The 21,261-nt window shown below is 60.9% G+C and carries 15 protein-coding genes and 2 pseudogenes; 10 read left to right on the forward strand and 7 right to left on the reverse strand.

The features are described from left to right. Positions 1 to 160: 160 nt before the first annotated feature. The 5 genes and pseudogenes from lon to CAF79_RS17500 all read left to right on the forward strand — a co-directional run bounded on the left by lon (position 161) and on the right by CAF79_RS17500 (position 6,218). Positions 161 to 2,557, forward strand: coding sequence for an endopeptidase La (gene lon / locus CAF79_RS17485; RefSeq protein WP_085690114.1), 2,397 nt, complete (start codon positions 161 to 163; stop codon positions 2,555 to 2,557). A gap of 148 nt (positions 2,558 to 2,705) precedes the next feature. Beyond that, positions 2,706 to 2,978 carry an HU family DNA-binding protein gene (locus tag CAF79_RS17490; protein WP_002552737.1) on the forward strand — a complete coding sequence of 91 codons (273 nt, stop codon included), beginning with the start codon at positions 2,706 to 2,708 and terminating at the stop codon, positions 2,976 to 2,978. Positions 2,979 to 3,208: 230 nt separating this feature from the next. Further along, entirely contained in the window at positions 3,209 to 5,080 is a 1,872-nt protein-coding gene (locus CAF79_RS17495) for a SurA N-terminal domain-containing protein (RefSeq protein ID WP_085699003.1), read from the forward strand. Between the two features lie 77 nt (positions 5,081 to 5,157). Then, positions 5,158 to 5,256 (forward strand): annotated as a pseudogene (locus CAF79_RS29485) (LysR family transcriptional regulator); the annotation flags it as partial. 92 nt (positions 5,257 to 5,348) lie between these two features. Further along, positions 5,349 to 6,218: a DUF2242 domain-containing protein gene (locus CAF79_RS17500; protein ID WP_085699005.1), complete on the forward strand. Its 870-nt coding sequence runs from the start codon at positions 5,349 to 5,351 to the stop codon at positions 6,216 to 6,218. A 321-nt stretch (positions 6,219 to 6,539) separates the two neighbouring features. Here CAF79_RS17500 and CAF79_RS17505 read toward each other — a convergent pair whose 3' ends face one another. Together CAF79_RS17505 and CAF79_RS17510 are read right to left on the reverse strand one after the other, a co-directional pair. Continuing rightward, positions 6,540 to 7,580, reverse strand: a complete 1,041-nt coding sequence (locus CAF79_RS17505; protein ID WP_085699007.1) for an AraC family transcriptional regulator — start codon at positions 7,578 to 7,580, stop codon at positions 6,540 to 6,542. Between the two features lie 3 nt (positions 7,581 to 7,583). Beyond that, a complete protein-coding gene (locus CAF79_RS17510) occupies positions 7,584 to 8,714 on the reverse strand; it encodes a nitrilase-related carbon-nitrogen hydrolase (protein ID WP_085699009.1) in 1,131 nt (376 codons plus the stop codon). 205 nt (positions 8,715 to 8,919) lie between these two features. On the opposite strand from CAF79_RS17510, the gene CAF79_RS17515 reads away from it, so the two are divergent. Both CAF79_RS17515 and CAF79_RS17520 read left to right on the forward strand, forming a co-directional pair. Then, positions 8,920 to 10,959, forward strand: a complete 2,040-nt coding sequence (locus CAF79_RS17515; RefSeq protein WP_085699011.1) for an NADPH-dependent 2,4-dienoyl-CoA reductase — start codon at positions 8,920 to 8,922, stop codon at positions 10,957 to 10,959. 174 nt (positions 10,960 to 11,133) lie between these two features. Continuing rightward, positions 11,134 to 12,042, forward strand: a complete 909-nt coding sequence (locus tag CAF79_RS17520; RefSeq protein ID WP_085699013.1) for a 1-aminocyclopropane-1-carboxylate deaminase/D-cysteine desulfhydrase — start codon at positions 11,134 to 11,136, stop codon at positions 12,040 to 12,042. On the opposite strand, the gene CAF79_RS17525 is transcribed toward CAF79_RS17520, so the two are convergent. The 3 genes from CAF79_RS17525 to CAF79_RS17535 form a co-directional block, all read right to left on the reverse strand. After that, entirely contained in the window at positions 12,039 to 12,593 is a 555-nt protein-coding gene (locus CAF79_RS17525) for a cytochrome b (RefSeq protein WP_085699015.1), read from the reverse strand. The two genes, CAF79_RS17520 and CAF79_RS17525, sit on opposite strands and share 4 nt — an antisense overlap. A 188-nt stretch (positions 12,594 to 12,781) precedes the next feature. Next, positions 12,782 to 13,609: a phosphonoacetaldehyde hydrolase gene (gene phnX, locus CAF79_RS17530; RefSeq protein WP_085699017.1), complete on the reverse strand. Its 828-nt coding sequence runs from the start codon at positions 13,607 to 13,609 to the stop codon at positions 12,782 to 12,784. A 145-nt stretch (positions 13,610 to 13,754) separates the two neighbouring features. Then, positions 13,755 to 14,864, reverse strand: coding sequence for a 2-aminoethylphosphonate--pyruvate transaminase (locus tag CAF79_RS17535; protein WP_085699019.1), 1,110 nt, complete (start codon positions 14,862 to 14,864; stop codon positions 13,755 to 13,757). A gap of 113 nt (positions 14,865 to 14,977) precedes the next feature. Between CAF79_RS17535 and CAF79_RS17540 the strand changes: the two genes are divergently transcribed. Further along, positions 14,978 to 15,838 carry a LysR substrate-binding domain-containing protein gene (locus CAF79_RS17540; protein ID WP_085699021.1) on the forward strand — a complete coding sequence of 287 codons (861 nt, stop codon included), beginning with the start codon at positions 14,978 to 14,980 and terminating at the stop codon, positions 15,836 to 15,838. Here the strand turns inward: CAF79_RS17540 and CAF79_RS17545 are convergent. Further along, positions 15,808 to 16,707 (reverse strand): LysR family transcriptional regulator, encoded by a 900-nt coding sequence (locus CAF79_RS17545; protein ID WP_085699023.1) that lies wholly within the window; start codon positions 16,705 to 16,707, stop codon positions 15,808 to 15,810. The two genes, CAF79_RS17540 and CAF79_RS17545, sit on opposite strands and share 31 nt — an antisense overlap. A 270-nt stretch (positions 16,708 to 16,977) precedes the next feature. Here CAF79_RS17545 and CAF79_RS17550 point away from each other — a divergent pair, with 270 nt between their 5' ends. After that, positions 16,978 to 18,303, forward strand: a complete 1,326-nt coding sequence (locus CAF79_RS17550; protein ID WP_085699025.1) for an MFS transporter — start codon at positions 16,978 to 16,980, stop codon at positions 18,301 to 18,303. Positions 18,304 to 18,375: 72 nt separating this feature from the next. Continuing rightward, on the forward strand, positions 18,376 to 19,767 hold the full coding sequence (locus CAF79_RS17555; RefSeq protein WP_085699027.1) for an FAD-dependent oxidoreductase: 1,392 nt from the start codon (positions 18,376 to 18,378) through the stop codon (positions 19,765 to 19,767). A 3-nt stretch (positions 19,768 to 19,770) separates the two neighbouring features. Here the strand turns inward: CAF79_RS17555 and CAF79_RS17560 are convergent. Then, positions 19,771 to 21,178 (reverse strand): annotated as a pseudogene (locus CAF79_RS17560) (type VI secretion system Vgr family protein). Between the last annotated feature and the right edge of the window lie 83 nt (positions 21,179 to 21,261).

Below are 21,261 nucleotides of genomic sequence, written 5' to 3' on the forward strand. Positions count from 1 at the left end.
TCCGGTCTGCCGGAACAAAGAAGGGGCCTTCGGGCCTCTTTTTTTTTATGTCGTTTTTTACACCCCCTTTACGCTTGTTTTTTTTCAAGTCAGCCCCCATCTTGGTTTCAAGTTCAATTCCATCTGATTACGGCCATATGGCCGCCGTAGAGGCGAAATCATGAAGACCACCATCGAATTGCCTCTCCTGCCATTGCGTGATGTCGTTGTGTATCCGCACATGGTTATCCCGCTGTTCGTGGGGCGCGAGAAATCCATCGAAGCCCTCGAGGCCGCGATGACGGGCGACAAGCAGATCCTGCTGCTGGCCCAGAGAAACCCGGCTGACGACGATCCCGGTGAAGAAGCTCTCTATCGCGTAGGTACCATCGCCACAGTTCTGCAACTGCTGAAGCTTCCGGACGGCACCGTCAAGGTTCTGGTCGAAGGCGAGCAACGTGGCGCTGTCGAGCGCTTCAGCGAAGTCGATGGCCACTGTCGTGCCGAAGTCTCGTTGATCGACGAAGTCGACGCCGCCGAGCGTGAGTCCGAAGTGTTCGTGCGCAGCCTGCTGTCGCAGTTCGAACAATACGTGCAGCTGGGCAAGAAAGTCCCGGCTGAAGTCCTGTCGTCGCTCAACAGCATCGACGAGCCTGGCCGCCTGGTAGACACCATGGCCGCGCACATGGCACTGAAGATCGAGCAGAAGCAGGAAATCCTCGAAATCATCGATTTGTCAGCCCGGGTTGAGCACGTTCTGGCCCTGCTGGACGCCGAGATCGACCTGCTGCAAGTCGAAAAACGCATTCGTGGCCGCGTCAAAAAGCAAATGGAGCGCAGTCAGCGCGAGTACTACCTGAACGAGCAGATGAAGGCCATTCAGAAAGAGCTCGGCGACAGCGACGAAGGCCACAACGAAATCGAAGACCTGAAAAAGCGTATTGATGCTGCCGGTCTGCCGAAAGATGCCCTGGCCAAGGCCACTGCCGAGCTGAACAAGCTCAAGCAGATGTCGCCGATGTCTGCTGAAGCCACCGTGGTGCGCTCCTACATCGACTGGCTGGTTCAGGTGCCTTGGAAGGCTCAGAGCAAGGTGCGTCTGGACCTGGCCCGTGCCGAAGACATTCTCGACGCCGATCACTACGGCCTCGAAGAGGTCAAGGAACGCATCCTTGAATACCTCGCCGTGCAAAAACGCGTGAAGAAAATCCGTGGCCCGGTGTTGTGCCTGGTCGGTCCTCCAGGCGTGGGTAAAACCTCGCTGGCGGAGTCGATCGCTCATGCCACCAACCGCAAATTCGTGCGCATGGCCCTCGGTGGTGTGCGTGACGAAGCGGAAATCCGTGGTCACCGTCGGACTTACATCGGTTCGATGCCAGGAAGATTGATTCAAAAGATGACAAAAGTGGGTGTGCGCAACCCGCTGTTCCTGCTCGATGAAATCGACAAAATGGGCAGCGACATGCGTGGCGACCCGGCGTCGGCGCTGCTCGAGGTGCTCGATCCGGAACAGAACCACAACTTCAACGACCACTATCTGGAAGTCGATTACGACCTTTCGGATGTGATGTTCCTGTGCACCTCGAACTCGATGAACATCCCGCCAGCGCTGTTGGACCGGATGGAAGTGATCCGCCTGCCGGGTTACACCGAAGACGAGAAGATCAACATTGCGGTCAAGTACCTCTCGCCAAAGCAGATTGCAGCCAACGGCATGAAGAAGGGCGAGCTGGAATTCGACGAAGAAGCGATCCGCGACATCATCCGTTATTACACCCGCGAAGCCGGTGTGCGTGGCCTCGAGCGGCAGATTGCCAAGGTTTGCCGCAAGGCGGTCAAAGAGCACGCGCTGGAAAAACGCTTCTCGGTAAAAGTGACAGCTGACTTGCTGGAGCATTTCCTCGGTGTTCGCAAGTTCCGCTACGGTCTGGCCGAGCAGCAGGATCAGATCGGTCAAGTGACCGGCCTGGCCTGGACTCAGGTGGGTGGCGAACTGCTGACCATCGAAGCGGCTGTGGTGCCGGGTAAAGGTCAACTGATCAAGACCGGTTCGCTGGGTGACGTAATGGTCGAATCGATCACTGCGGCCCAGACCGTGGTGCGCAGCCGTGCCAAGAGCCTGGGCATTCCTCTGGACTTCCACGAGAAGCGCGACACTCACATTCACATGCCGGAAGGCGCTACGCCGAAAGACGGCCCGAGCGCCGGTGTAGGCATGTGTACTGCGCTGGTGTCGGCTTTGACGGGTATTCCTGTGCGAGCGGATGTCGCCATGACCGGCGAGATCACACTGCGTGGTCAAGTTCTCGCCATCGGTGGTTTGAAAGAAAAACTGCTGGCCGCTCACCGTGGCGGAATCAAGACAGTGATTATTCCGGAAGAGAACGTGCGCGATCTGAAGGAGATTCCTGACAATATCAAGCAGGATCTGCAGATCAAACCAGTTAAATGGATTGACGAGGTCCTGCAAATTGCGCTGCAATACGCGCCGGAGCCCTTGCCGGATGTGGCTCCGGAGATAGTTGCCAAGGACGAAAAACGTGAGTCTGACTCTAAGGAAAGAATTAGCACGCATTAATACGCTTTTGCCTGGGGGGCTTCCTTGACAGCTTTTTAGAGCCCTTGTTATAAAGCGGCTCTTAAGTGTCTGTAGGCCATTCAGCACTCGTTTTTGCTTTCACCAAAAAACTTAGAATCATCTCAAAATAGATATAAGGGGACTTAGAGTGAACAAGTCGGAACTGATTGATGCTATCGCTGCATCCGCTGATATCCCGAAAGCTGCTGCTGGCCGTGCGCTGGACGCTGTAATCGAATCCGTCACTGGCGCTCTCAAGGCTGGCGACTCCGTTGTTCTGGTTGGCTTCGGTACTTTCTCCGTAACTGATCGTCCAGCTCGCATCGGTCGTAACCCACAGACCGGCAAGACTCTGGAAATCGCGGCAGCCAAGAAGCCAGGTTTCAAAGCCGGTAAAGCCCTGAAAGAAGCCGTCAACTAAGTTTGATTCAGGTTTTTACCCATCCGGGTCGGGGTCATGCCTGACTTGGCAGCGGAGCGGTAGAGCAGGCGGTTGGAATAGCCGCCTGTCACACCGGGATCGAGGGTTCGAGCCCTGTCCGCTCCGCCAGTTACGAGAAGGCGCATCCTCGGATGCGCCTTTCTTCTATCCGGATTCTACCCACGCTCCACGGTTGCCTAATTTGAAGTTCAACCGTTTCTGGGGGACGCATGCTGCAGAATATCAGGGACAATTCACAAGGCTGGATTGCCAAGACCATTATCGGAGTCATCGTTGCACTGATGGCTCTGACCGGTTTCGACGCCATTTTCCAGGCCACGACTCACAAGAATGAGGCGGCCAAGGTCAACGGTGAAGAAATCAGCCAGAACGAGCTGAGCCAGGCGGTGGATATGCAACGCCGTCAGCTGATGCAACAACTGGGCAAGGACTTCGACGCCTCCTTGCTGGACGAAAAAATGCTGCGCGAATCAGCCCTCAAGGGTTTGATCGATCGCAAGCTGCTGCTGCAAGGCGCGGAACAATCGAAATTCGCTTTCTCCGAAGCGGCCCTGGATCAAGTGATCCTGCAGACGCCTGAATTCCAGGTCGACGGCAAGTTCAGCTCCGACCGTTTCGATCAGGTGATCCGTCAACTGGGCTACACCCGCATGCAGTTCCGCCAGATGCTGGCTCAGGAAATGCTGATCGGCCAGTTGCGCGCCGGTGTGGCGGGCAGCGGTTTCGTGACCGACGCTCAAGTGCTGGCCTTCGCCCGTCTGGAAAAACAGACCCGCGATTTCGCCACGTTGAACATCAAGGCTGATCCTTCGGCCGTTAAGCTGACCGATGACGAGGTCAAGGCTTACTACGACGAGCACGCCAAGGAATTCATGACCCCGGATCAAGTGGTTATCGATTACCTGGAGCTGAAAAAGGCTTCGTTCTTCGATCAGATCACCGTCAAGGACGAAGACCTGCAGGCGGCGTATCAGAAAGAGATCGCCAACCTGTCGGAACAGCGTCGCGCGGCGCACATTCTGATTGAAGTCAACGACAAGACCACCGAAGCTCAGGCCAAGGCGAAGATCGAAGAAATCCAGGCGCGTCTGGCCAAGGGCGAGAAATTCGAAGCGCTGGCCAAGGAGTTCTCGCAGGATCCGGGTTCGGCCAACAACGGTGGTGACCTCGGTTATGCCGGTCCTGGCGTTTACGATCCAGCCTTCGAGAAAGCCCTGTACTCGCTGAACAAGGATCAGGTTTCCGAGCCGGTTCGCACCGACTTCGGTTACCACCTGATCAAGCTGCTGGGTGTCGAGGCGCCTGAAGTGCCGACCCTGGCCAGCCTGAAAGACAAGCTGACCCGCGAGCTGAAAACCCAGCAAGTGGAGCAGCGTTTCGTCGAGGCGACCAAGCAACTGGAAGACTCTTCGTTCGAAGCATCCGACCTGGCCCAGCCAGCGCAGGAGCTGAAACTGACCGTGCACACCTCCAAGCCGTTCGGCCGTGAAGGTGGCGAAGGCGTTACAGCCAACCGTGCCGTCGTGACCGCCGCGTTCAGCACTGAAGTGCTGGAAGAGGGGGCCAACAGCACCGCCATTGAGCTGGATCCGGAAACCGTGATCGTGCTGCGTGCCAAGGAGCATCTGAAGCCTGCTCAATTGCCGCTGGAAAGCGTAGCCGCTGCCATTCGCACCCAATTGACCAAAGAGCACGCCAGCGCGGCTGCCAAGACCAAGGCGGAGCAACTGATCGCCAGTCTGCGTGATGGCAAGACGCCGCTGGACAAGGCGGTGGACGGTCAGAACTGGAAGGTCACTGAAGCGGCGAACCGCGCTCAGGAAGGCGTTGATCCGGCGGTGCTGCAAGCGTTGTTCCGCATGCCGAAACCGTCCGCCAAGGACAAGCCGACCTTCACCAGCGTGACGCTGGCGGATGGCAGCCTGACCATCGTGCGTCTGAACGGCGTGAACGAAGCAGCGGCTCCGACCGATGAAGAGAAAGCGCAATACCGTCGCTTCCTCGCATCGCGTGTAGGCCAGCAAGACTTCGCGGCGTACCGCAAACAGCTGGAAAGCGAAGCCGACATCAAGCGTTTCTGATGCCTGGCTGAGCCGCAAGACCCGAGCCCCGGATGAAAATCCGGGGTTTTTTTATGCGCGCTGTTTCTGCCGCGGTCTGGGTCCTGTGGCGATCAAGCCGGGATGCAACCGCCAAATTGCGCGTGTTCGTCGATCATTTATCAGCGCGACTTTTTCCTGCGATTGAAGGTCGATAGAGTTGTAACTGTTTTAAGACACTAATCCATACGCCGCGGGGCAGCGATCTGTTGCACAATACGCCCCGGACCGTTTTCCCTCAGGATGTTCAATGTTGAATTCTATTCCCGTGCGTTTCATCGGGTTGGCGTTGTTGCTGACCGCCGCTGCCGGCTGTTCCAAGGACAAGCCTATCTACGAGCATGAGAATTTCGACGACTCCGGCACCTTTTCGCGCAATTACCCGGTGACCGACACCGCCAGTTGCGAAGCGGCCCGCCGAGCGTTGCTCAGCCAGGGCTACATCATTACCAGCAATGACCCGAAACTGGTCAGCGGGCACAAGAGCTTTCAGCAGACCGGCGAAACCCATCTGGAGATCAGCTTCAACGTGGTGTGCGCCGATGATGGCAGCGCCGGCCATCACGCCACCGTGTTCGCCAACGCCCTGCAGGACCGCTACGCGCTGAAGAAGACTAACAACTCGGCCAGCCTCGGTGTCGGCGTGCTGGGCTCGGTCTCGATGCCGATCGGCTCGTCTGACGACTCGATGGTCAAGGTCGCCAGCGAAACGGTGTCGTCGCAGAAGTTCTACGAGCGCTTCTTCACGTTGGTCGAGCTGTTCCTGCCGGCTGACGCAAAGAAGGCTGCGCACATCACCGAAAAGCCGAAGACCGACCTGGGCGTCCCGGAAGCCAAAGCGACGCCAGCTCCATTGGCTCCAACCCCTGCGGCTGAACCCGCCCCGGCCCCGGCCCCAGCACCGGCGGCCGAGCCCGCTGCGGCACCGGCGCCAACGCCTGCGGAGGCAACCCCGGCCAGTTCCGAGCCGGTAGCATCGCCGGCCGAAGCCGCGCCGATCACCCCGGCACCGGTTGCCGAACCTGCGCCCGCGACGCAAACCATCACCCCTCCGGCCAACCCGACGGACATGCCGCCGCCCTCCGAGCCGATTCCAGCCATGCCTGCCTCCGGGCAGTGAGCTTTACGCCACGTCTCCGACCTCTGTCGGACGCGTGGCGTTTTGTTGTCTCCCTTGAGCTTCTTCCTGCCAGTCCCGTCGAAAAAATTCCCGCGATAAACTCCTGACCGCCTGCTACGTTTATTTCATGAAGGACGCGTTTCATTTTTCCTTCACACGGGCACTTTATGCTCGAGGCACTGGTCATTTGTTCCAGGCCATTTCAAGCAAGCAGGTAGGGGGATTACGCAATGGATGACTATCAAGAAGAACTGCTCGAATTCCAGGCCTTTGAGCTGGATTCACCCGAGCCTGCGGAAGACGCCACCGAGCTGTGAGGCGTCAGCCTGTCTTGCGGTGACTGCGGCGAAATTCGCCCGGTGTCTGGCCGTTCCAGCGCTTGAAGGCGCGCTGGAAAGCTTCGGCCGAAGCAAACCCAAGCAGGTAGGCGATTTCACCGAATGCCAGTTCGGTGTCGCGGATGTAGGTCATCGCCAGATCACGGCGGGTGTCATTGAGGATCGCGCGAAACTGCGTGCCTTCCTCGGCCAGCTTTCGCCGCAACGTCCAGGTCGGCAGCTTCAGGCGTGCCGCCACTTCTTCCAGATCCGGTTCCCGGCCGCCATTGAGCAACGGCCCGAGCAATTGCGTGATGCGCTCACGCAGGCTGCGGGTGCGGGTCAATTGCTCCAGTTCCCGTTCACACAAACCGAGCAGATGTTTCCAGGTGCTGGGGCAATGCTCCGGGTTGCGTTGGGCCAGGCTGGTGAGGCTCAGGCGCAGTTGATTGTGTTCGGCGCCGAACTGGATCGGGCATTCGCCGAGCACCGTATAAGCGTCGCGGTAATCCGGGATGTCGAATTCGATTTCGATCCGTTCGGCGCGCAGGGGCTCGGGGCTGACGCTGGACAACTGATGCAGCCAGCCGGCAATGATCGAATCCACCACAAAGCGGTTGTAGGCGTTGTACGGGCTGATCGAGTAGAACCGCAGCCACGCACCACTGGCGTCCTCGTGGAAACTCGACTGACCGCGATAGTTGGAGCCGTACAAGGGTTCGAAGCGAGTCAGACAACGAGCGGCTTCGCGTACCGTCGGGGCCTGCGCCGCGGTCACGCCGGCCAGCCCTGCCTGACTCAAGCGACTGAGCCCGCCCATGCGCAAACCCAGTGCCGGATCGCCGGTCAGCTGGATCGCGCCATGCCCCAGACGCATGTAGCGCGGGATCGACAGACGCGCCCCGGCTTCGGCCAGTCGTGCGGCATCCAGGCCGTACTGTTGGAGCAATGGCAACGGATCGACGCCATGGCTGCGCACGGCATCGGCCAGGCTGTGGACGAAGCCCACCGACAGATCCCCGAGACGCATCGGCAGCGGTTTCATGGTTTACAGCCAGAGGTTCAGCAGGCGCGCGCCACGAGCTTCGCTGTCAGCGAACTGCTGGCCGTTACTGTTGAGGAAGCTTTGCCCGGAACTCGGTTTGTCCCAGAACTGCCCGCGCAGAAACACACTCATGCCGGCCAGCGCCTTGCTGGCCGACGGTTGCGCGGTCAGGGTCAACTGGTGCCAGGCCTGGCCTTCGCTGATCGCTCCCGGTTTCAGGCTGACCGAGCCCGGCACGCTCAAGCCTTTGTAGCCTTTCCACGGTTGATCCCAGACGCCATGACCGACGACAACCGCAGGCACTGCGATCAGCTGCGCGCCTTGTTCGTCGAGTTTGCGGTAGTTGTCCGGATACCAACTGTCCTTGCCGATCAGCACGCCAAGGCGTCCGGCCGGAGTGTCGACCACATTGATCCGTGAAGCCTCGCGGGTGCTGGGTGCTTCGTCCTGATCGAAGACCGGACGCATCTGCCGCTGAGGCTGGCCGAGCGGGGCGCCGTCACGGCCAAAGACTACGGTGCTGTTGTACAGCGCGCCACTACCGGCCTTGAGCCTGCCTTCGATGATGTTCGGCTCGGGCAACACGATCGAGCCGGCCACCAGTGTGATCCGGAATTCCTTCGCCAACCCACCGAACAGCGCTTGATAGTCCTTGGCCATGTCCCGGGACTTCATGCGCAGGTGCGCGTCATCCAGACGTTTGCTGCCCTTGGCGGTGAGCCAGGCGCGAGCAAATTGCACCGGGTTGCTCGCCGCCAGCCAGTTCATCGCTTCGGCGAGGGTGGCGGCCTGGTACAGCTCGTCTTTCTCGCCGCTGATCATCAGCCAGGTGCCGACATGCTCCGGCAGGATGACCACGGTTTTTTCATTCAACAGCCCCTGATCCTGAGCCTGCTGCAAATAGGCGGCGAGCTTGCGGTGCAGACGTTCGGGGCTTTGGTAGTCGGTGGGGAACAGTTCGGGCTGGATGCCCAGCAGATTGCCGCGGTCGGCCGGGGTGCCCTGATCGACCGCGAGTTTGATCCGCAGGTCCGACAGGTAATGACCGGCCGGGCGGTCAGCCGCCCACATGGCGTAGAAGGTGAGCGCGGCGATGAGCGCCATGGAAAAAGTCAGGTACAGAAGTTTGCGCATGAAATCCAACAACAGCCGGGTACAGGGTGTGCGGACAGGGTAGGGCGCCAGCTCCGGCTTGCCAAGGGGCGCTGCGCATTTGGATCAATAACTTGTCAGTTACGGTCATTGAGTGACAGCGATGCGACTCCTAATCTGTCGACCATGACTGACGGGGGACGCAGAGCTCCCGCATTTTCCGTGATCGCTCGCTGTGGAGTTAACGATGACCGCCACTCAATACCCGCACCTGCTGGCCCCGCTGGACCTGGGATTCACCACGCTGCGCAACCGCACCCTGATGGGCTCGATGCACACCGGCCTTGAAGAGAAGCCGGGTGGATTCGAACGCATGGCGGCATACTTCGCCGAGCGTGCCCGTGGCGGCGTCGGCCTGATGGTGACCGGCGGTATCGGCCCGAACGACGAGGGCGGTGTGTATTCCGGTGCGGCCAAGCTGACCACCGAGGAAGAAGCGCTCAAGCACCGTATCGTCACCCGCGCGGTGCATGAGGCGGGCGGCAAGATCTGCATGCAGATCCTCCACGCCGGCCGTTATGCCTACAGCCCGAAACAGGTTGCGCCGAGCGCGATTCAGGCGCCGATCAACCCGTTCAAGCCCAAGGAGCTGGACGAGGAAGGCATCGAGAAACAGATCAACGATTTCGTCACCTGCTCGGTACTGGCCCGGACCGCCGAGTACGACGGCGTGGAAATCATGGGCTCGGAAGGTTATTTCATTAACCAGTTCCTGGCGGCCCACACCAACCATCGCACCGACCGTTGGGGCGGCAGCTACGAAAACCGCATGCGTCTGCCGGTGGAAATCGTTCGCCGCGTACGTGAAGCGGTGGGTCCGAACTTCATCATCATCTTCCGTCTGTCGATGCTTGATCTGGTGGAAGGCGGCAGCACCTGGGAAGAAATCGTTACCCTGGCCAAAGCCATCGAGCAGGCCGGTGCGACCATCATCAACACCGGTATCGGTTGGCACGAAGCACGGATTCCGACCATCGCCACCAAAGTGCCGCGTGCGGCGTTCAGCAAGGTCACGGCCAAGCTGCGTGGCTCGGTGAGCATTCCGCTGATCACCACTAACCGCATCAACACCCCGGAAGTCGCCGAGCAGATTCTCGCCGAAGGCGATGCCGACATGGTGTCGATGGCGCGGCCGTTCCTCGCCGACCCGGATTTTGTCAACAAAGCCGCTGAAGGCCGCGCTGACGAAATCAACACCTGCATCGGTTGCAACCAGGCCTGTCTCGATCACACCTTCGGCGGCAAGCTCACCAGTTGCCTGGTCAACCCGCGTGCCTGCCACGAGACCGAACTCAACTATCTGCCGGTCAAGCAGATCAAGAAGATCGCCGTGGTCGGTGCCGGTCCTGCCGGTCTGTCCGCTGCCACCGTGGCCGCCGAGCGCGGGCACCAGGTGACCTTGTTCGATTCGGCCAGCGAGATCGGTGGCCAGTTCAACGTCGCCAAGCGTGTGCCGGGCAAGGAAGAGTTTTACGAAACCCTGCGCTACTTCAAACGCAAGTTGCAGACCACCCACGTCGAGGTGTGCCTGAACACCCGCGTCGACGTGGCGAAGCTGGTCGAGGGCGGTTACGACGAAGTCATTCTGGCGACCGGCATTGTGCCGCGTCTGCCGGCGATTCCGGGCATCGAGAACGCCAAAGTGCTGAGCTACCTGGATGTGCTGCTCGAGCGCAAACCGGTCGGCAAGCGTGTCGCAGTGATCGGCGCCGGCGGCATCGGTTTCGATGTGTCGGAATTCCTCGTGCATGAAGGTGTGGCCACCAGTCAGGATCGCGCTGCGTTCTGGAAAGAGTGGGGCATCGACTCGAATCTGGAAGCCCGTGGTGGCGTGGCCGGGATCAAGGCTGCACCACATGCTCCGGCGCGCGATGTGTTCCTGCTGCAGCGCAAGAAATCCAAGGTCGGTGACGGTCTGGGCAAGACCACCGGCTGGATTCATCGCACCGGTCTGAAGAACAAGCAGGTACAGATGCTCAACAGCGTCGAATACCTGAAGATCGACGACCAGGGCCTGCACATTCGCATCGGCGAAACCGGCGAGCCGCAAGTGTTGCCGGTGGACAACATCGTCATCTGCGCCGGCCAGGATCCGCTGCGCGAGCTGCACGACGGTCTGATCGAAGCCGGGCAGAACGTGCACCTGATCGGCGGCGCCGATGTGGCGGCCGAGCTGGATGCCAAACGTGCGATCAATCAGGGTTCGCGTCTGGCCGCTGAGCTGTAACGCTGCAACCAGGTCCAGCGTGCCAACGACCATCGCGAGCAAGCTCGCTCCCACAGGTTTTGCGTCGTTCACAGATGTTGTGAGCTCAGCAGAACCTTGTGGGAGCGAGCTTGCTCGCGATGGCGTCCTTTGTGCGACTAGAATGCTGGCTCTGTCCAGAATGAAAAGTCACCCATGCTTCTTCCCCCCGCAGACTGGCTCCCTCAAGCCCCCCTCGATCCCCTTCATCTGGACTGGCTCACCGCCGCCGGCATTGAAGTCGCGAACCTGCGTCTGGACCGGATCGATCCGCTGATCAGCGGCAACAAGTGGTTCAAACTCGTCGAACATCTCAAAGCCGCCGATCGCGCGGGCGCCGAAGGCATCATCAGTCTGGGCGGCGCGCACTCCAATCATCTGCATGCACTGGCGGCTGCGGGCAAACGCCTGGGATTCACGACGGTCGGGCTGTTGCGCGGGCATGCGCAGGACACGCCGACGGTCAGGGATTTGCAGGATTTCGGCATGCAACTGCACTGGCTCGGGTTTGGCGGTTATCGGGCGCGGCATGAGCCGGGGTTCTGGCAGCCGTGGCGAGAGCAATATCCGACGCTGCATCCGGTGCCTGAAGGTGGCGGCGGTTTGCCGGGGGCGCAGGGTTGTGCGTCATTGAAGGATCAAGTCAATGCGCAACTCGGCAAGCTCGGCTGGAGCGACTATCACGGTTGGTGGCTGGCCTGTGGCACGGGCACCACGCTCGCGGGATTGGTTTTGGCCGAGGCAGGACAACATGCGGTGTATGGCGCAATGGCTGTGCCCGACGATCACGGCGTCGCGGCCAATGTCGAGGCGATCGTGAGTGAAGCCGGAGGCTACGAGCTGTTCGACGCCAGCCGTGGTGGTTTCGCCAAGGTCGATCCGGCACTGCTTGAATTCATCGCGCAAACCGAACAGGCCAGCGGCATTCCCCTCGAACCGCTGTACACCGGGAAAGCCTTGCTGGCGCTCAAACAACAGATCGAATCTGGCCGCTTTGCCCGGGGTTCACGCTTGATTTTTGTCCACACCGGCGGTTTGCAGGGCCGGCGTGGATTTGATGGCTAGCCCTGATTGCGCTTGGGCATCATCCGCAGCAGCGTGTTATCGCCCACCACGTAATGGTGATACAGCCCCGCCAATGCATGCAGGCCGATCAGCCAATAGCCGATATTGCCGATCAGTACGTGCCATTGTTCAACCTGCTTGGCAAAGGCTTTGTCTTCTTGCACCAGCAACGGCAGGTCGAAACCGTAGAACATCACTTGATGGCCCTCGGCGCTGGTGATCAGCCAGCCGAGGATCGGCATGGCGATCATGAACAGGTACAGCGCCCAGTGCATCAGTCTGGCAAGCGCGGTCTGCCACAGCGGTGAAGCGGGGAAGATCTTCGGCGCCGGGCCGATGCTGCGTGCCAGCAGGCGAAACCACACCAGCACGAAAACCGTCAGGCCCAGCATGTAGTGCACCTCGCGGATCAGCGAGCGGCCACCACTGCCCTTGGGGAAGATGCCACGCAATTCCATGCTGGCGTAAACCAGCACCAACAGCACCAGCATCAACCAGTGCAACAGGACTGACACGGTGCTGTAGCGTGATTCTGAACTTGTCCACGGCATACGGTATTTCCTCACGGATCAGGGACGAAACGTGCCGTTCTTGAGCGACGGCATGCCTTAACTGTAATCCGCTTTGGCCGAATTGCCCGCGCCTAAAAACGCTTTCATTGCGCGAAATCAGGGGTTTGCCCAAAAAAAACGCCAGTGTCGGGCAGACACCGGCGTTTTTTTTGCCGCAGCCGCCGCAATCAGCTGCTTTGCGGCATCTCGCCGTTGGCCAGGCGTTTGTTGATGTCGGTGATCACTTCCGGCAGATCGCTGATGGTGTCGATCATGTAGTGCGGGCGCGAGCCTTCGAACAGCGCGTGAATGCGCTTGCGTTCGCTGGCCAGCGCGTCGCTGCCCAGTGCGCGAAAGCCTTCGTAATCCAGGCCCAGGGCGTTGCCGGAGCAGATCAGTGCCACGGTCCACATGCCGGCGCGACGACCTTCGAGAATGCCCGGCACGGTGTCGTCGATCTTCACGCAGGCGGCGACATCGTCGATGCCCAGCGCAATCACGTTGGCCAGTGCTTGTGCAGGCCATGGGCGGCCGTTCGGCACTTCGTCGGTGGCCACGACGTGGTCGGCGATGTAGCCGTTGGTGGCGGCGAGTGCCACGACCTTGTCCATCACCTGCTTCGGATAACCGGAGCAGGAACCGATCTTGATCCCTTGCTGACGCAGGTTGGCGATGGTCTCCAGCGCGCCGGGAATCAGCGCTGAATGCTCGGCGATTTTCTCGATCTGCAGCGGCATGAAGCGGTTATAGATTGCAGTCACGTCATCGTCGGTCGGAGTGCGGCCGAACGCCTTGCGATAGCGCTCGGCAACCTGCGGCTGATCGCACAGGGTGCGGATGTGATCCCACTTGCCCATGCCCATCGGGCCTCGGGCTTCTTCGATGGAGACCTGGACGTCGAACTCGGCGAAGGCTTCGACGAAGATCTGGGTCGGGGCGAAAGAACCGAAATCGACAACGGTGCCGGCCCAGTCGAGGATGGCGGCTTGCAGTTTGCTCGGGTTGTTGTAGTTCATGGCAAAAATTCCTGTGAGAACACGCAATTCGAAAATTTGGTGATCTTGTGGGAGCGAGCTTGCTCGCGAAGGCGTCGTGCCAGTTGGCATCTAGGTTGAATGTGTGACCGCATTCGCGAGCAAGCTCGCTCCCACAGTGGGTGGCTTAAATATCGAGCACTTCCATCTCGCGCAGCACTTCACCCACCGCTGCGACGGCTTCGCGCATCTGCGCCGGGGTGACGTGGCCGATGCAGCCGACGCGGAAGGTTTCGACCTGGGTCAACTTGCCGGGATAGAGGATGTAGCCCTTGGCCTTGACCCGTTCGTAGAAGTCCTTGAACTGGTAGCGCGGATCTTTCGGTGCGTGGAAGGTCGCAATGATCGGCGCCTGGATCGCGGCGGGCAGGAAACTGCGCAAGCCGAGCTTGCCCATCTCTTCCATCAGCGCCTGGCAGTTGGCGGCGTATCGCGCATGCCGCGCCGGCAGGCCGCCTTCTTCGTTGTATTGCAGCAGGGCTTCGTGCAGCGCAGCGACCACGTGGGTCGGCGGGGTGAAGCGCCACTGGCCGGTCTTTTTCATGTAGCTGTGCTGGTCGAACAGATCCATCGCCAACGAATGCGAGTTGCCGGCGGCTGCGGCCAACGATTCTTTGCGAGCAAACACGAAACCCATGCCCGGCACGCCTTCCAGGCATTTGCCGGAGGCGGCGATCAGCGCATCGAACGGGACTTTTTGCGCATCCACCGGCAACGCGCCGAAGGAACTCATGGCATCGATGATCAGGCGTTTGCCGTGCTGTTCGACGACCTGAGCGATTTCCGGCAGTGGATTGAGAATGCCGGTGCTGGTTTCGCAGTGGATCAGCGCGACGTGGGTGATGTCGCTGTCGGCGCGCAGCAGGCGGTCGACGTCGGCGGCGGTGGTCGGTTCGTCTTCAGCGGTTTCAAAGGTGCTGAACGGGCGGCCGAGCACTTCGCAGATTTTCGCCAGACGCTTGCCGTAAGCACCGTTGATCAGCACCAGCACCTTGCCGTCGCGGGGGACGAGGGTGCCGATCGCGGCTTCGACGGCGAAGGTGCCGCTGCCCTGCAACGGTACGCAGTGGTGAGTGGCGGCGCCGTTGATGATGGCCAGCAGTTGCTCGCACAGGCTGGCGGTCAATTGGTTGAAGCGGTCATCCCATGAACCCCAGTCGACCATCATCGACTGACGGGTGCGGGCCGAGGTGGTCAACGGGCCGGGAGTGAGCAGGATGGGTGCGGCAGTACTCATTCGTGTGTCCTCGCGATAGCGCTGTGGGATGAAGCTACGGGGCCTACGTTGCAATTCGGCGGATCATCAATCAAATTGTTTGTTGTTATGCCAGCCATCAGTGAGGGTTATTCATGAACCTGTTCCAGCTCCGCGCCTTCGACGCCGTGGCCCGGGAAGGCAGCTTTACCCGTGCCGCTGCGCGGTTGTTCATCAGCCAGCCGGCGGTCACCGGGCACATCAAGGCGCTGGAGGAGCATTACCAGATCACGCTGTTGCGACGGACGGCGCGCCGGGTCGAGCTGACGGAGGAGGGCACCAAACTGGCAGCGATCACCCGGGCGATGTTCGGCATGGCCGAAGAGGCGCAGGCGTTGCTCGAGGCCAATCGGCAGTTGCTGACCGGACGTCTTGAGGTCGCGGCGGACGGCCCGCACATGGTCATGCCGATGCTCGCCAGCTTGCGGGCGCGCTATCCGGGGATCACGGTGAATCTGCGGTTGGGCAATGCTCAGGAAACCTTGGCGGCGTTATTGTCCGAGCACGCTGACGTGGCGGTGCTGACTGAGGTAGAGCCGCGCAAGGGCCTGCACCTGCAAGCGTTGAGTGAATCGCGGATTTGCGCGCTGGTGCCGGCCGCGCATCCTTGGGCGACACGTTCCGGCGAGGTCAGGCTCAAGGAGCTGGATCAGGTGATCATGGTGTTGCGCGAGCCGAGTTCAATTACCCGGCGCACGTTCGATCAGGCCTGTGCACAGGCGTCGGTCAGCCCACGGGTGTTGCTGGAACTGGACAGTCGCGAGGCGGTGACCGAGGCGGTGGCGGCTGAACTGGGGGTTGGGGTGGTGTCTTCGGTGGAGGTCAGTCACGATCCCCGCGTTATCGCGATTCCCATCGCGGGAGAGGGGCTGGTGAACCGACACATGCTCGGCTGCGTGGAGCGGCGGCGGGAGTTGCGGTTGATTCAGGCGTTTTTCGGGTTGGCCCCGGTCTGAACAAGACTCTGGCGCACCATCTCGAGAAACGTCGCCACCACCCGCCGCGAACTCTGCTCGCGCAGGCACACCAGTGTTTCGGTCAAGCGCCGGGTGCAGTCGGTGATCGGCAGCGCGCAAACCCGTGAGTCCGCACCAAACTCCGCCGCCGACACCACGCCCACGCCAATTCCCACGACCACCGCTTCCCGCGCCGCTTCCCGGCCTTCGACCTGGATCGCCGGGCGGATGCGGAAACCGGCGCGGGCCATTTCTTCTTCCAGGGTCTGGCGAGTCACTGAACCGTGTTCGCGCAGTACCAGCGGCGTGTCATCCAGGTCTGCCAGGCAGATCGACTCGCGCTCGGCCCACGGATGATGGCGCGAGACAAACGCCACCATCGGATCATTGCGCAGCGGCACGCACAGCAGACGTTCATCGCTGACATCGCGCCCAAGCAACGCCAGATCAGCCTGATAGTTGAACAGCCGAAACAGCGATTCATCGGTATTGCCGGTCTCGATCTTCACGCTGATCCCCGGGTAGCGTTCGCAGAACCGGGCAATCTGCGGCAACACGTGTACCGGCGCATCCACAGCCAGAATCAGGCTGCCGGTCTGCAAGGCCTGGGATTCCTGCAGCAGCTCCTGGGCTTCGGCCTCGACCACGAACAGACGCTGGGTGATCGCCAGCAGGCGTTCGCCCAGATCCGTCAAACGGACCGAGCGTTTGTTGCGATGGAACAGCAACACACCGAAACGTTCTTCGAGTTTGCGCACCTGGTCGGAAATCGCCGGTTGCGTCAGATAAAGCCGCTCGGCGGCTTTGGTGAAGCTTCCGTGCACGGCGACCGCGTGAAAGGCTTTGAGCTGCGCGTGTGAAACCGACATTTCTGACTCCAGTAACAAGCTGAGCTTATGTGTGAAATACGATAAATCGATTTTATTTATTAAACAGTAATTGCTTTGATCCGCTCACGCCAACGCTGACTGCCCGGTCGGGCAGCGACGCTGGCCATGAGCCTGTGCGTGCAACAGCAGGACTCATCTGACCGGTATCGCCTAAGGGACGGGGTGATATCGCAGTGCTCAACAATAAAAAACACAGGCGTTTACTTAACGATTCTGCCGGCACACTCACACCCTGAGGTCAGAACCACAATGAACAAGCACATCGGCACCCTTGCGCGTTGGCGCATGCAGATCTTCGCTGTCACCTGGCTCGCTTACGCCGCGTTCTATTTCACCCGCAAAGCCTTTTCGGTGGCCAAACTGGGCATTGCCGAAGACCCGAGTTTCACCCTCGACAAAATGGCCATGGCCAACCTCGACGCGATTTACCTGGCGGCCTACGCCATCGGCCAGTTCACCTGGGGCATGCTCGCCGACCGCTTCGGCCCACGGGTCGTGGTGCTCGGCGGTTTGCTGATTTCCGCCGCTGCGGCGCTGGTGATGGGCAGCTTCGCGACCTTGCCGATCTTCGCCACCTGCATGCTGATTCAGGGGCTGGCACAATCCACCGGCTGGTCGGGGTTGTGCAAGAACCTCGGCAGTTTCTTTCCTTCCGAACAGCGCGGCCGAGTGCTTGGGCTGTGGAGTTCCTGCTATGCATTCGGCGGGCTGGTGGCGTCGCCGTTCGCCGGCTGGTGGGCTTACACGCTGATCGGTTCGTGGCACGCGGCATTCATTTCCAGTGCGGCGGTGGTCGCGTTGGTGGCGGTGCTGTTCTTCATTTTTCAGCGCAACAAACCGGAAGACGTCGGCCTGCCCGCTGTGGAGCCGGAGCCGGTCATCAGCGCCGAGGAAGCCGAAGCCAACAGCAAACTCAGCGTGTGGGAGCCGCTCAAGGAAATCCTGCGCAACCGCACGGTGCTGGTGCTGGGGCTGGCGTATTTTCTGTTGAAACCGGCGCGTTACGCGATTCTGCTGTGGGGCCCGGTGATCGTGTTCGAACAGATGCCTTCGGTCGGCAAGGTCGGCGCGGCGATCATCCCCACCGCGTTTGAACTGGCCGGCCTGCTGGGCCCGATCATGATCGGGCTGGCTTCAGACAAACTGTTCGGTGCCCGACGCATGCCGGCCTGCGTGTTGAGCCTGCTGGCGCTGACCGTGACCCTCGCGTTGTTCATGGGCGCCTTGCACACCGGCAGCGTCATGCTGGTGGTGGCACTGTTGTTCGTGATGGGCCTGACCCTGTATGGCCCGGACTCGATGATCAGCGGCGCGGCCGCCATCGATTTCGGCAAGGCCAAGGCCGGCGCCACGGCGGCCGGATTCGTCAACGGCTGCGGCTCGGTCGGTGCGGTGCTCGGTGGTTTGCTGCCGGGATACTTCGACTCGGTGACGGTGTTCATCGTGTTCGCCGGTTGCGCGCTGTTCTCGGCGCTGGTGCTGATTCCGCACTGGAACAGTCGCCCGGTCGGCGTCATGGAACCCCGTGCTTCGGTGCCCAATCGGGCCCTGACCATCAAACCCCTGCGTAACTGAATAAACCTGCCTCGCGGCCTGCTGCGCCATTCGCGGCAGGCTGTGCCGTGGCCGACTGACTGGAGAACTCCCATGAGACCGTTTTGGCTGGAGCAGGCTTTGCAACTCGACACGTCCGAACCTTGCGCGCCGCTGCAAGGCGATGTGCGCACCGACGTGTGCATCGTCGGCGGCGGTTACACCGGGTTGTGGACGGCGATCATGCTCAAGCAGCAGAACCCCGAACTTGATGTGTTGCTGATTGAGGCCGACATCTGCGGCGCCGGCGCCAGTGGGCGCAATGGCGGTTGTGCGCTGTCGTGGTCGGCGAAGTATTTCACCCTTGAGCGGCTGTTCGGCGTCGAAGAGGCGGTGCGGCTGGTCAAGGAATCGGAGCGCAGCATCCACGCCATCGGCGAGTTCTGCGAGCAGTACGGCGTCGATGCGGATTACCGTCTCGATGGCACGCTTTACACCGCCACCAACCGCGCGCAATGCGGCTCCACCGATGCGGTGATTGCGGCGCTGGAGCGCAACGGCATCAACTCGTTTACCCAGCGTCCGGTGGCTGATGTGCAGCGCATGGCCGGTTCGGAAAAACACCTGGAAGGCTGGTTTTCGCCAGCCGCCGCCAGCGTGCAGCCGGGCAAACTGGTACGTGGCTTGCGCCGGGTGGCGTTGCAACTGGGCGTGCGGATTCATGAAGGCACGGCGATGACCGGGCTGGAGGAAGGCCGTCCGGCGCGCCTTCATACGGCGAACGGCTGCGTGACCGCCGACCGCGTGGTACTGGCGATGAACGCGTGGATGGCCCGCGCTTTCCCGCAGTTCGAGCGCAGTGTGGCGATCGTTTCCAGTGACATGCTGGTCACCGAACCGCGTCCGGATCTGTTGCAGGAAATCGGTTTGACCAGCGGCGTGACCGTGCTTGATTCGCGGATTTTCGTGCACTACTACCACAACACCCCGGACGGCCGGATCATGCTCGGCAAGGGCGGCAATACCTTCGCTTACGGCGGGCGGATGCTGCCGGTATTCGACCAGCCATCACCTTACGCCGGATTGCTCAAGCGCAGCCTCGACGATTTCTTCCCGGCTTTTGCCGATGTGAAGATCGACGCAACCTGGAATGGCCCATCGGATCGGTCAGTCACCGGCCTGCCGTTCTTCGGCCAGATGAGTGCCGGCGGCAACGTGTTCTACGGTTTCGGTTATTCCGGCAGCGGCGTCGGACCGTGCCACATGGGCGGGCAGATTCTCGCTTCGCTCGTGCAAGGTCTCGACAACCCATGGACGCGTTCACCGCTGGTCAACGGGCCGCTGGGTTACTTCCCGCCGGAACCGATTCGCTACCTCGGCTCACTGATGGTGCGCAACGCCATTCGCCGCAAGGAGCGCGCCGAGGATCACGGTCGTCGGCCCCGGCACCTTGATGTGCGTCTGGCGAAATTTGCTGCTGCGGCGGGCAAGGCTGACAAAGGTTGATGGTCAACGGGGCGGGGCGTAGCGGTTGAGCAGCCAGTCGAGCAATAAGTCGTCGTCAGGCTCGGTTTCCGTGGGCTGCGACGTTCGCGGGCGGCAGGCGTCGAGGCAGAGGATCGGCCGGTCGGGATCGCTGTCGAGAAAACTCACCCAGACCTCGCTGCCGGCGCAGGGCAGATTTTCCCGAGCCAGGCCGCTGCCGGCATGGGGCATGACCACCGCCAACCACAGCACTTCGCTGGCGCTGGCATTCGCATGATCGGGCCATAACCGGACGGCGATCCGCCCCTGATCGTCCACTTGCGCCGGTTGCCCCGGCACGCCGAGTACCTGCGCCGACTGATACCCCGGAATTGCAGGGCGCTGTTGTTTCGGCGGCGGGCGAAACGGGGTCGACCAGGGCAGCGCCGTAAAGTCGTTGTGATAACGGCGAACCGTCTGAACGGGATCGAGAATGGAAGGTTGCTGGCCTTGATGACGCAAGTCGGTGATCAACCATTGCTCGTTGAACGCGTTTACCGGGTGCTCCATGACTTGCACCAGACGCCCGCTGAGCAGTCGCGGGCAATCGCTGCGGCCGTGGATCGAGCGTGACCTGCAGCGTTGGCGTTCCAGCAGGCGACGACTGCGCTGGGCGCGCGTGACGTTGCGCAGTCGGCAGAAATCCCGGAGGGGCGATGGCACTGCCCAGCGTGTGATTGGCAGCGTCCTGGCCCGCAATCGAATACCCTCGCTCACGCACTCCGGCAGGAATCTGAGGCAGCACCGCCTCATGGCGCTGGAACAGGCTGCTGAGGCCGGTTGCTGGCGCATCAATCTGCGTGTTGAAAGGAATCGCCGTCGGTTGCTGCGGCAGGCTCAGGCTGTCATCGGCGAACACCACCACGTGGCCGTCCGGCTGATGTTCGAAGTGATAGTGGATGCCTTCCTCTTCGCAAAGCCGTTGCAAAAAGGCCAGATCGGTTTCTTCGTATTGAATGCAGAACGGGCGCGGCGGGTAGTGGCCGACAGTCATCTCGATCCGATAGCTGTCGGCGGGCAGGTGATGTTCGCTGATCAGTTGTTCAAGGATGGCGGGCACGTTCAGTTGCGTGAAGACCCGGCGAACAGGGTGTTGCTCCAGCGCCTGCAGATGCGGCATCAGCACCAGTTGGTAGGCGATCCGGTGTGTTGCGCGGTATTCGCAGCTGGCACTTTGAATGATGCCGTGAATTCCGTGGTCATCATCCAGGTGCAGAAATGCCGCCTGATGCAGCAGTGTGCCGGGGGACCAGGCGGGCGCCAGGCCCATGACTTCGATCTCGAACCGATAGGGCTGATTCAGCGCTTCATGACCGCTGAAGCGCAGGACCGGCAGGTTTATCCCGCCCTCGGCCAGGGTCAGCGAAAACGGACTTTCCTTGTCATTGAGCATTCGAGCGGGCTCTGTTCAGGCGATACGGGCCACAGAGGGTACGAAAACACGACGTTGAATGGACGTGGCAAACCGGTTTTTCA

It is taken from the genome of Pseudomonas sp. B26(2017) (genome assembly GCF_002113045.1).
Lineage (GTDB): Bacteria > Pseudomonadota > Gammaproteobacteria > Pseudomonadales > Pseudomonadaceae > Aquipseudomonas.

Excerpts from the sequence above, each read along its gene's own strand:
- lon (WP_085690114.1), top strand. The coding sequence starts at position 161 with ATGAAGACCACCATCGAATTGCCTCTCCTGCCATTGCGTGATGTCGTT.
- CAF79_RS17495 (WP_085699003.1), top strand. The coding sequence starts at position 3,209 with ATGCTGCAGAATATCAGGGACAATTCACAAGGCTGGATTGCCAAGACC.
- CAF79_RS17500 (WP_085699005.1), top strand. The coding sequence starts at position 5,349 with ATGTTGAATTCTATTCCCGTGCGTTTCATCGGGTTGGCGTTGTTGCTG.
- CAF79_RS17505 (WP_085699007.1), bottom strand. The coding sequence starts at position 7,580 with ATGAAACCGCTGCCGATGCGTCTCGGGGATCTGTCGGTGGGCTTCGTC.
- CAF79_RS17510 (WP_085699009.1), bottom strand. The coding sequence starts at position 8,714 with ATGCGCAAACTTCTGTACCTGACTTTTTCCATGGCGCTCATCGCCGCG.
- CAF79_RS17515 (WP_085699011.1), top strand. The coding sequence starts at position 8,920 with ATGACCGCCACTCAATACCCGCACCTGCTGGCCCCGCTGGACCTGGGA.
- CAF79_RS17520 (WP_085699013.1), top strand. The coding sequence starts at position 11,134 with ATGCTTCTTCCCCCCGCAGACTGGCTCCCTCAAGCCCCCCTCGATCCC.
- CAF79_RS17525 (WP_085699015.1), bottom strand. The coding sequence starts at position 12,593 with ATGCCGTGGACAAGTTCAGAATCACGCTACAGCACCGTGTCAGTCCTG.
- phnX (WP_085699017.1), bottom strand. The coding sequence starts at position 13,609 with ATGAACTACAACAACCCGAGCAAACTGCAAGCCGCCATCCTCGACTGG.
- CAF79_RS17535 (WP_085699019.1), bottom strand. The coding sequence starts at position 14,864 with ATGAGTACTGCCGCACCCATCCTGCTCACTCCCGGCCCGTTGACCACC.
- CAF79_RS17540 (WP_085699021.1), top strand. The coding sequence starts at position 14,978 with ATGAACCTGTTCCAGCTCCGCGCCTTCGACGCCGTGGCCCGGGAAGGC.
- CAF79_RS17545 (WP_085699023.1), bottom strand. The coding sequence starts at position 16,707 with ATGTCGGTTTCACACGCGCAGCTCAAAGCCTTTCACGCGGTCGCCGTG.
- CAF79_RS17550 (WP_085699025.1), top strand. The coding sequence starts at position 16,978 with ATGAACAAGCACATCGGCACCCTTGCGCGTTGGCGCATGCAGATCTTC.
- CAF79_RS17555 (WP_085699027.1), top strand. The coding sequence starts at position 18,376 with ATGAGACCGTTTTGGCTGGAGCAGGCTTTGCAACTCGACACGTCCGAA.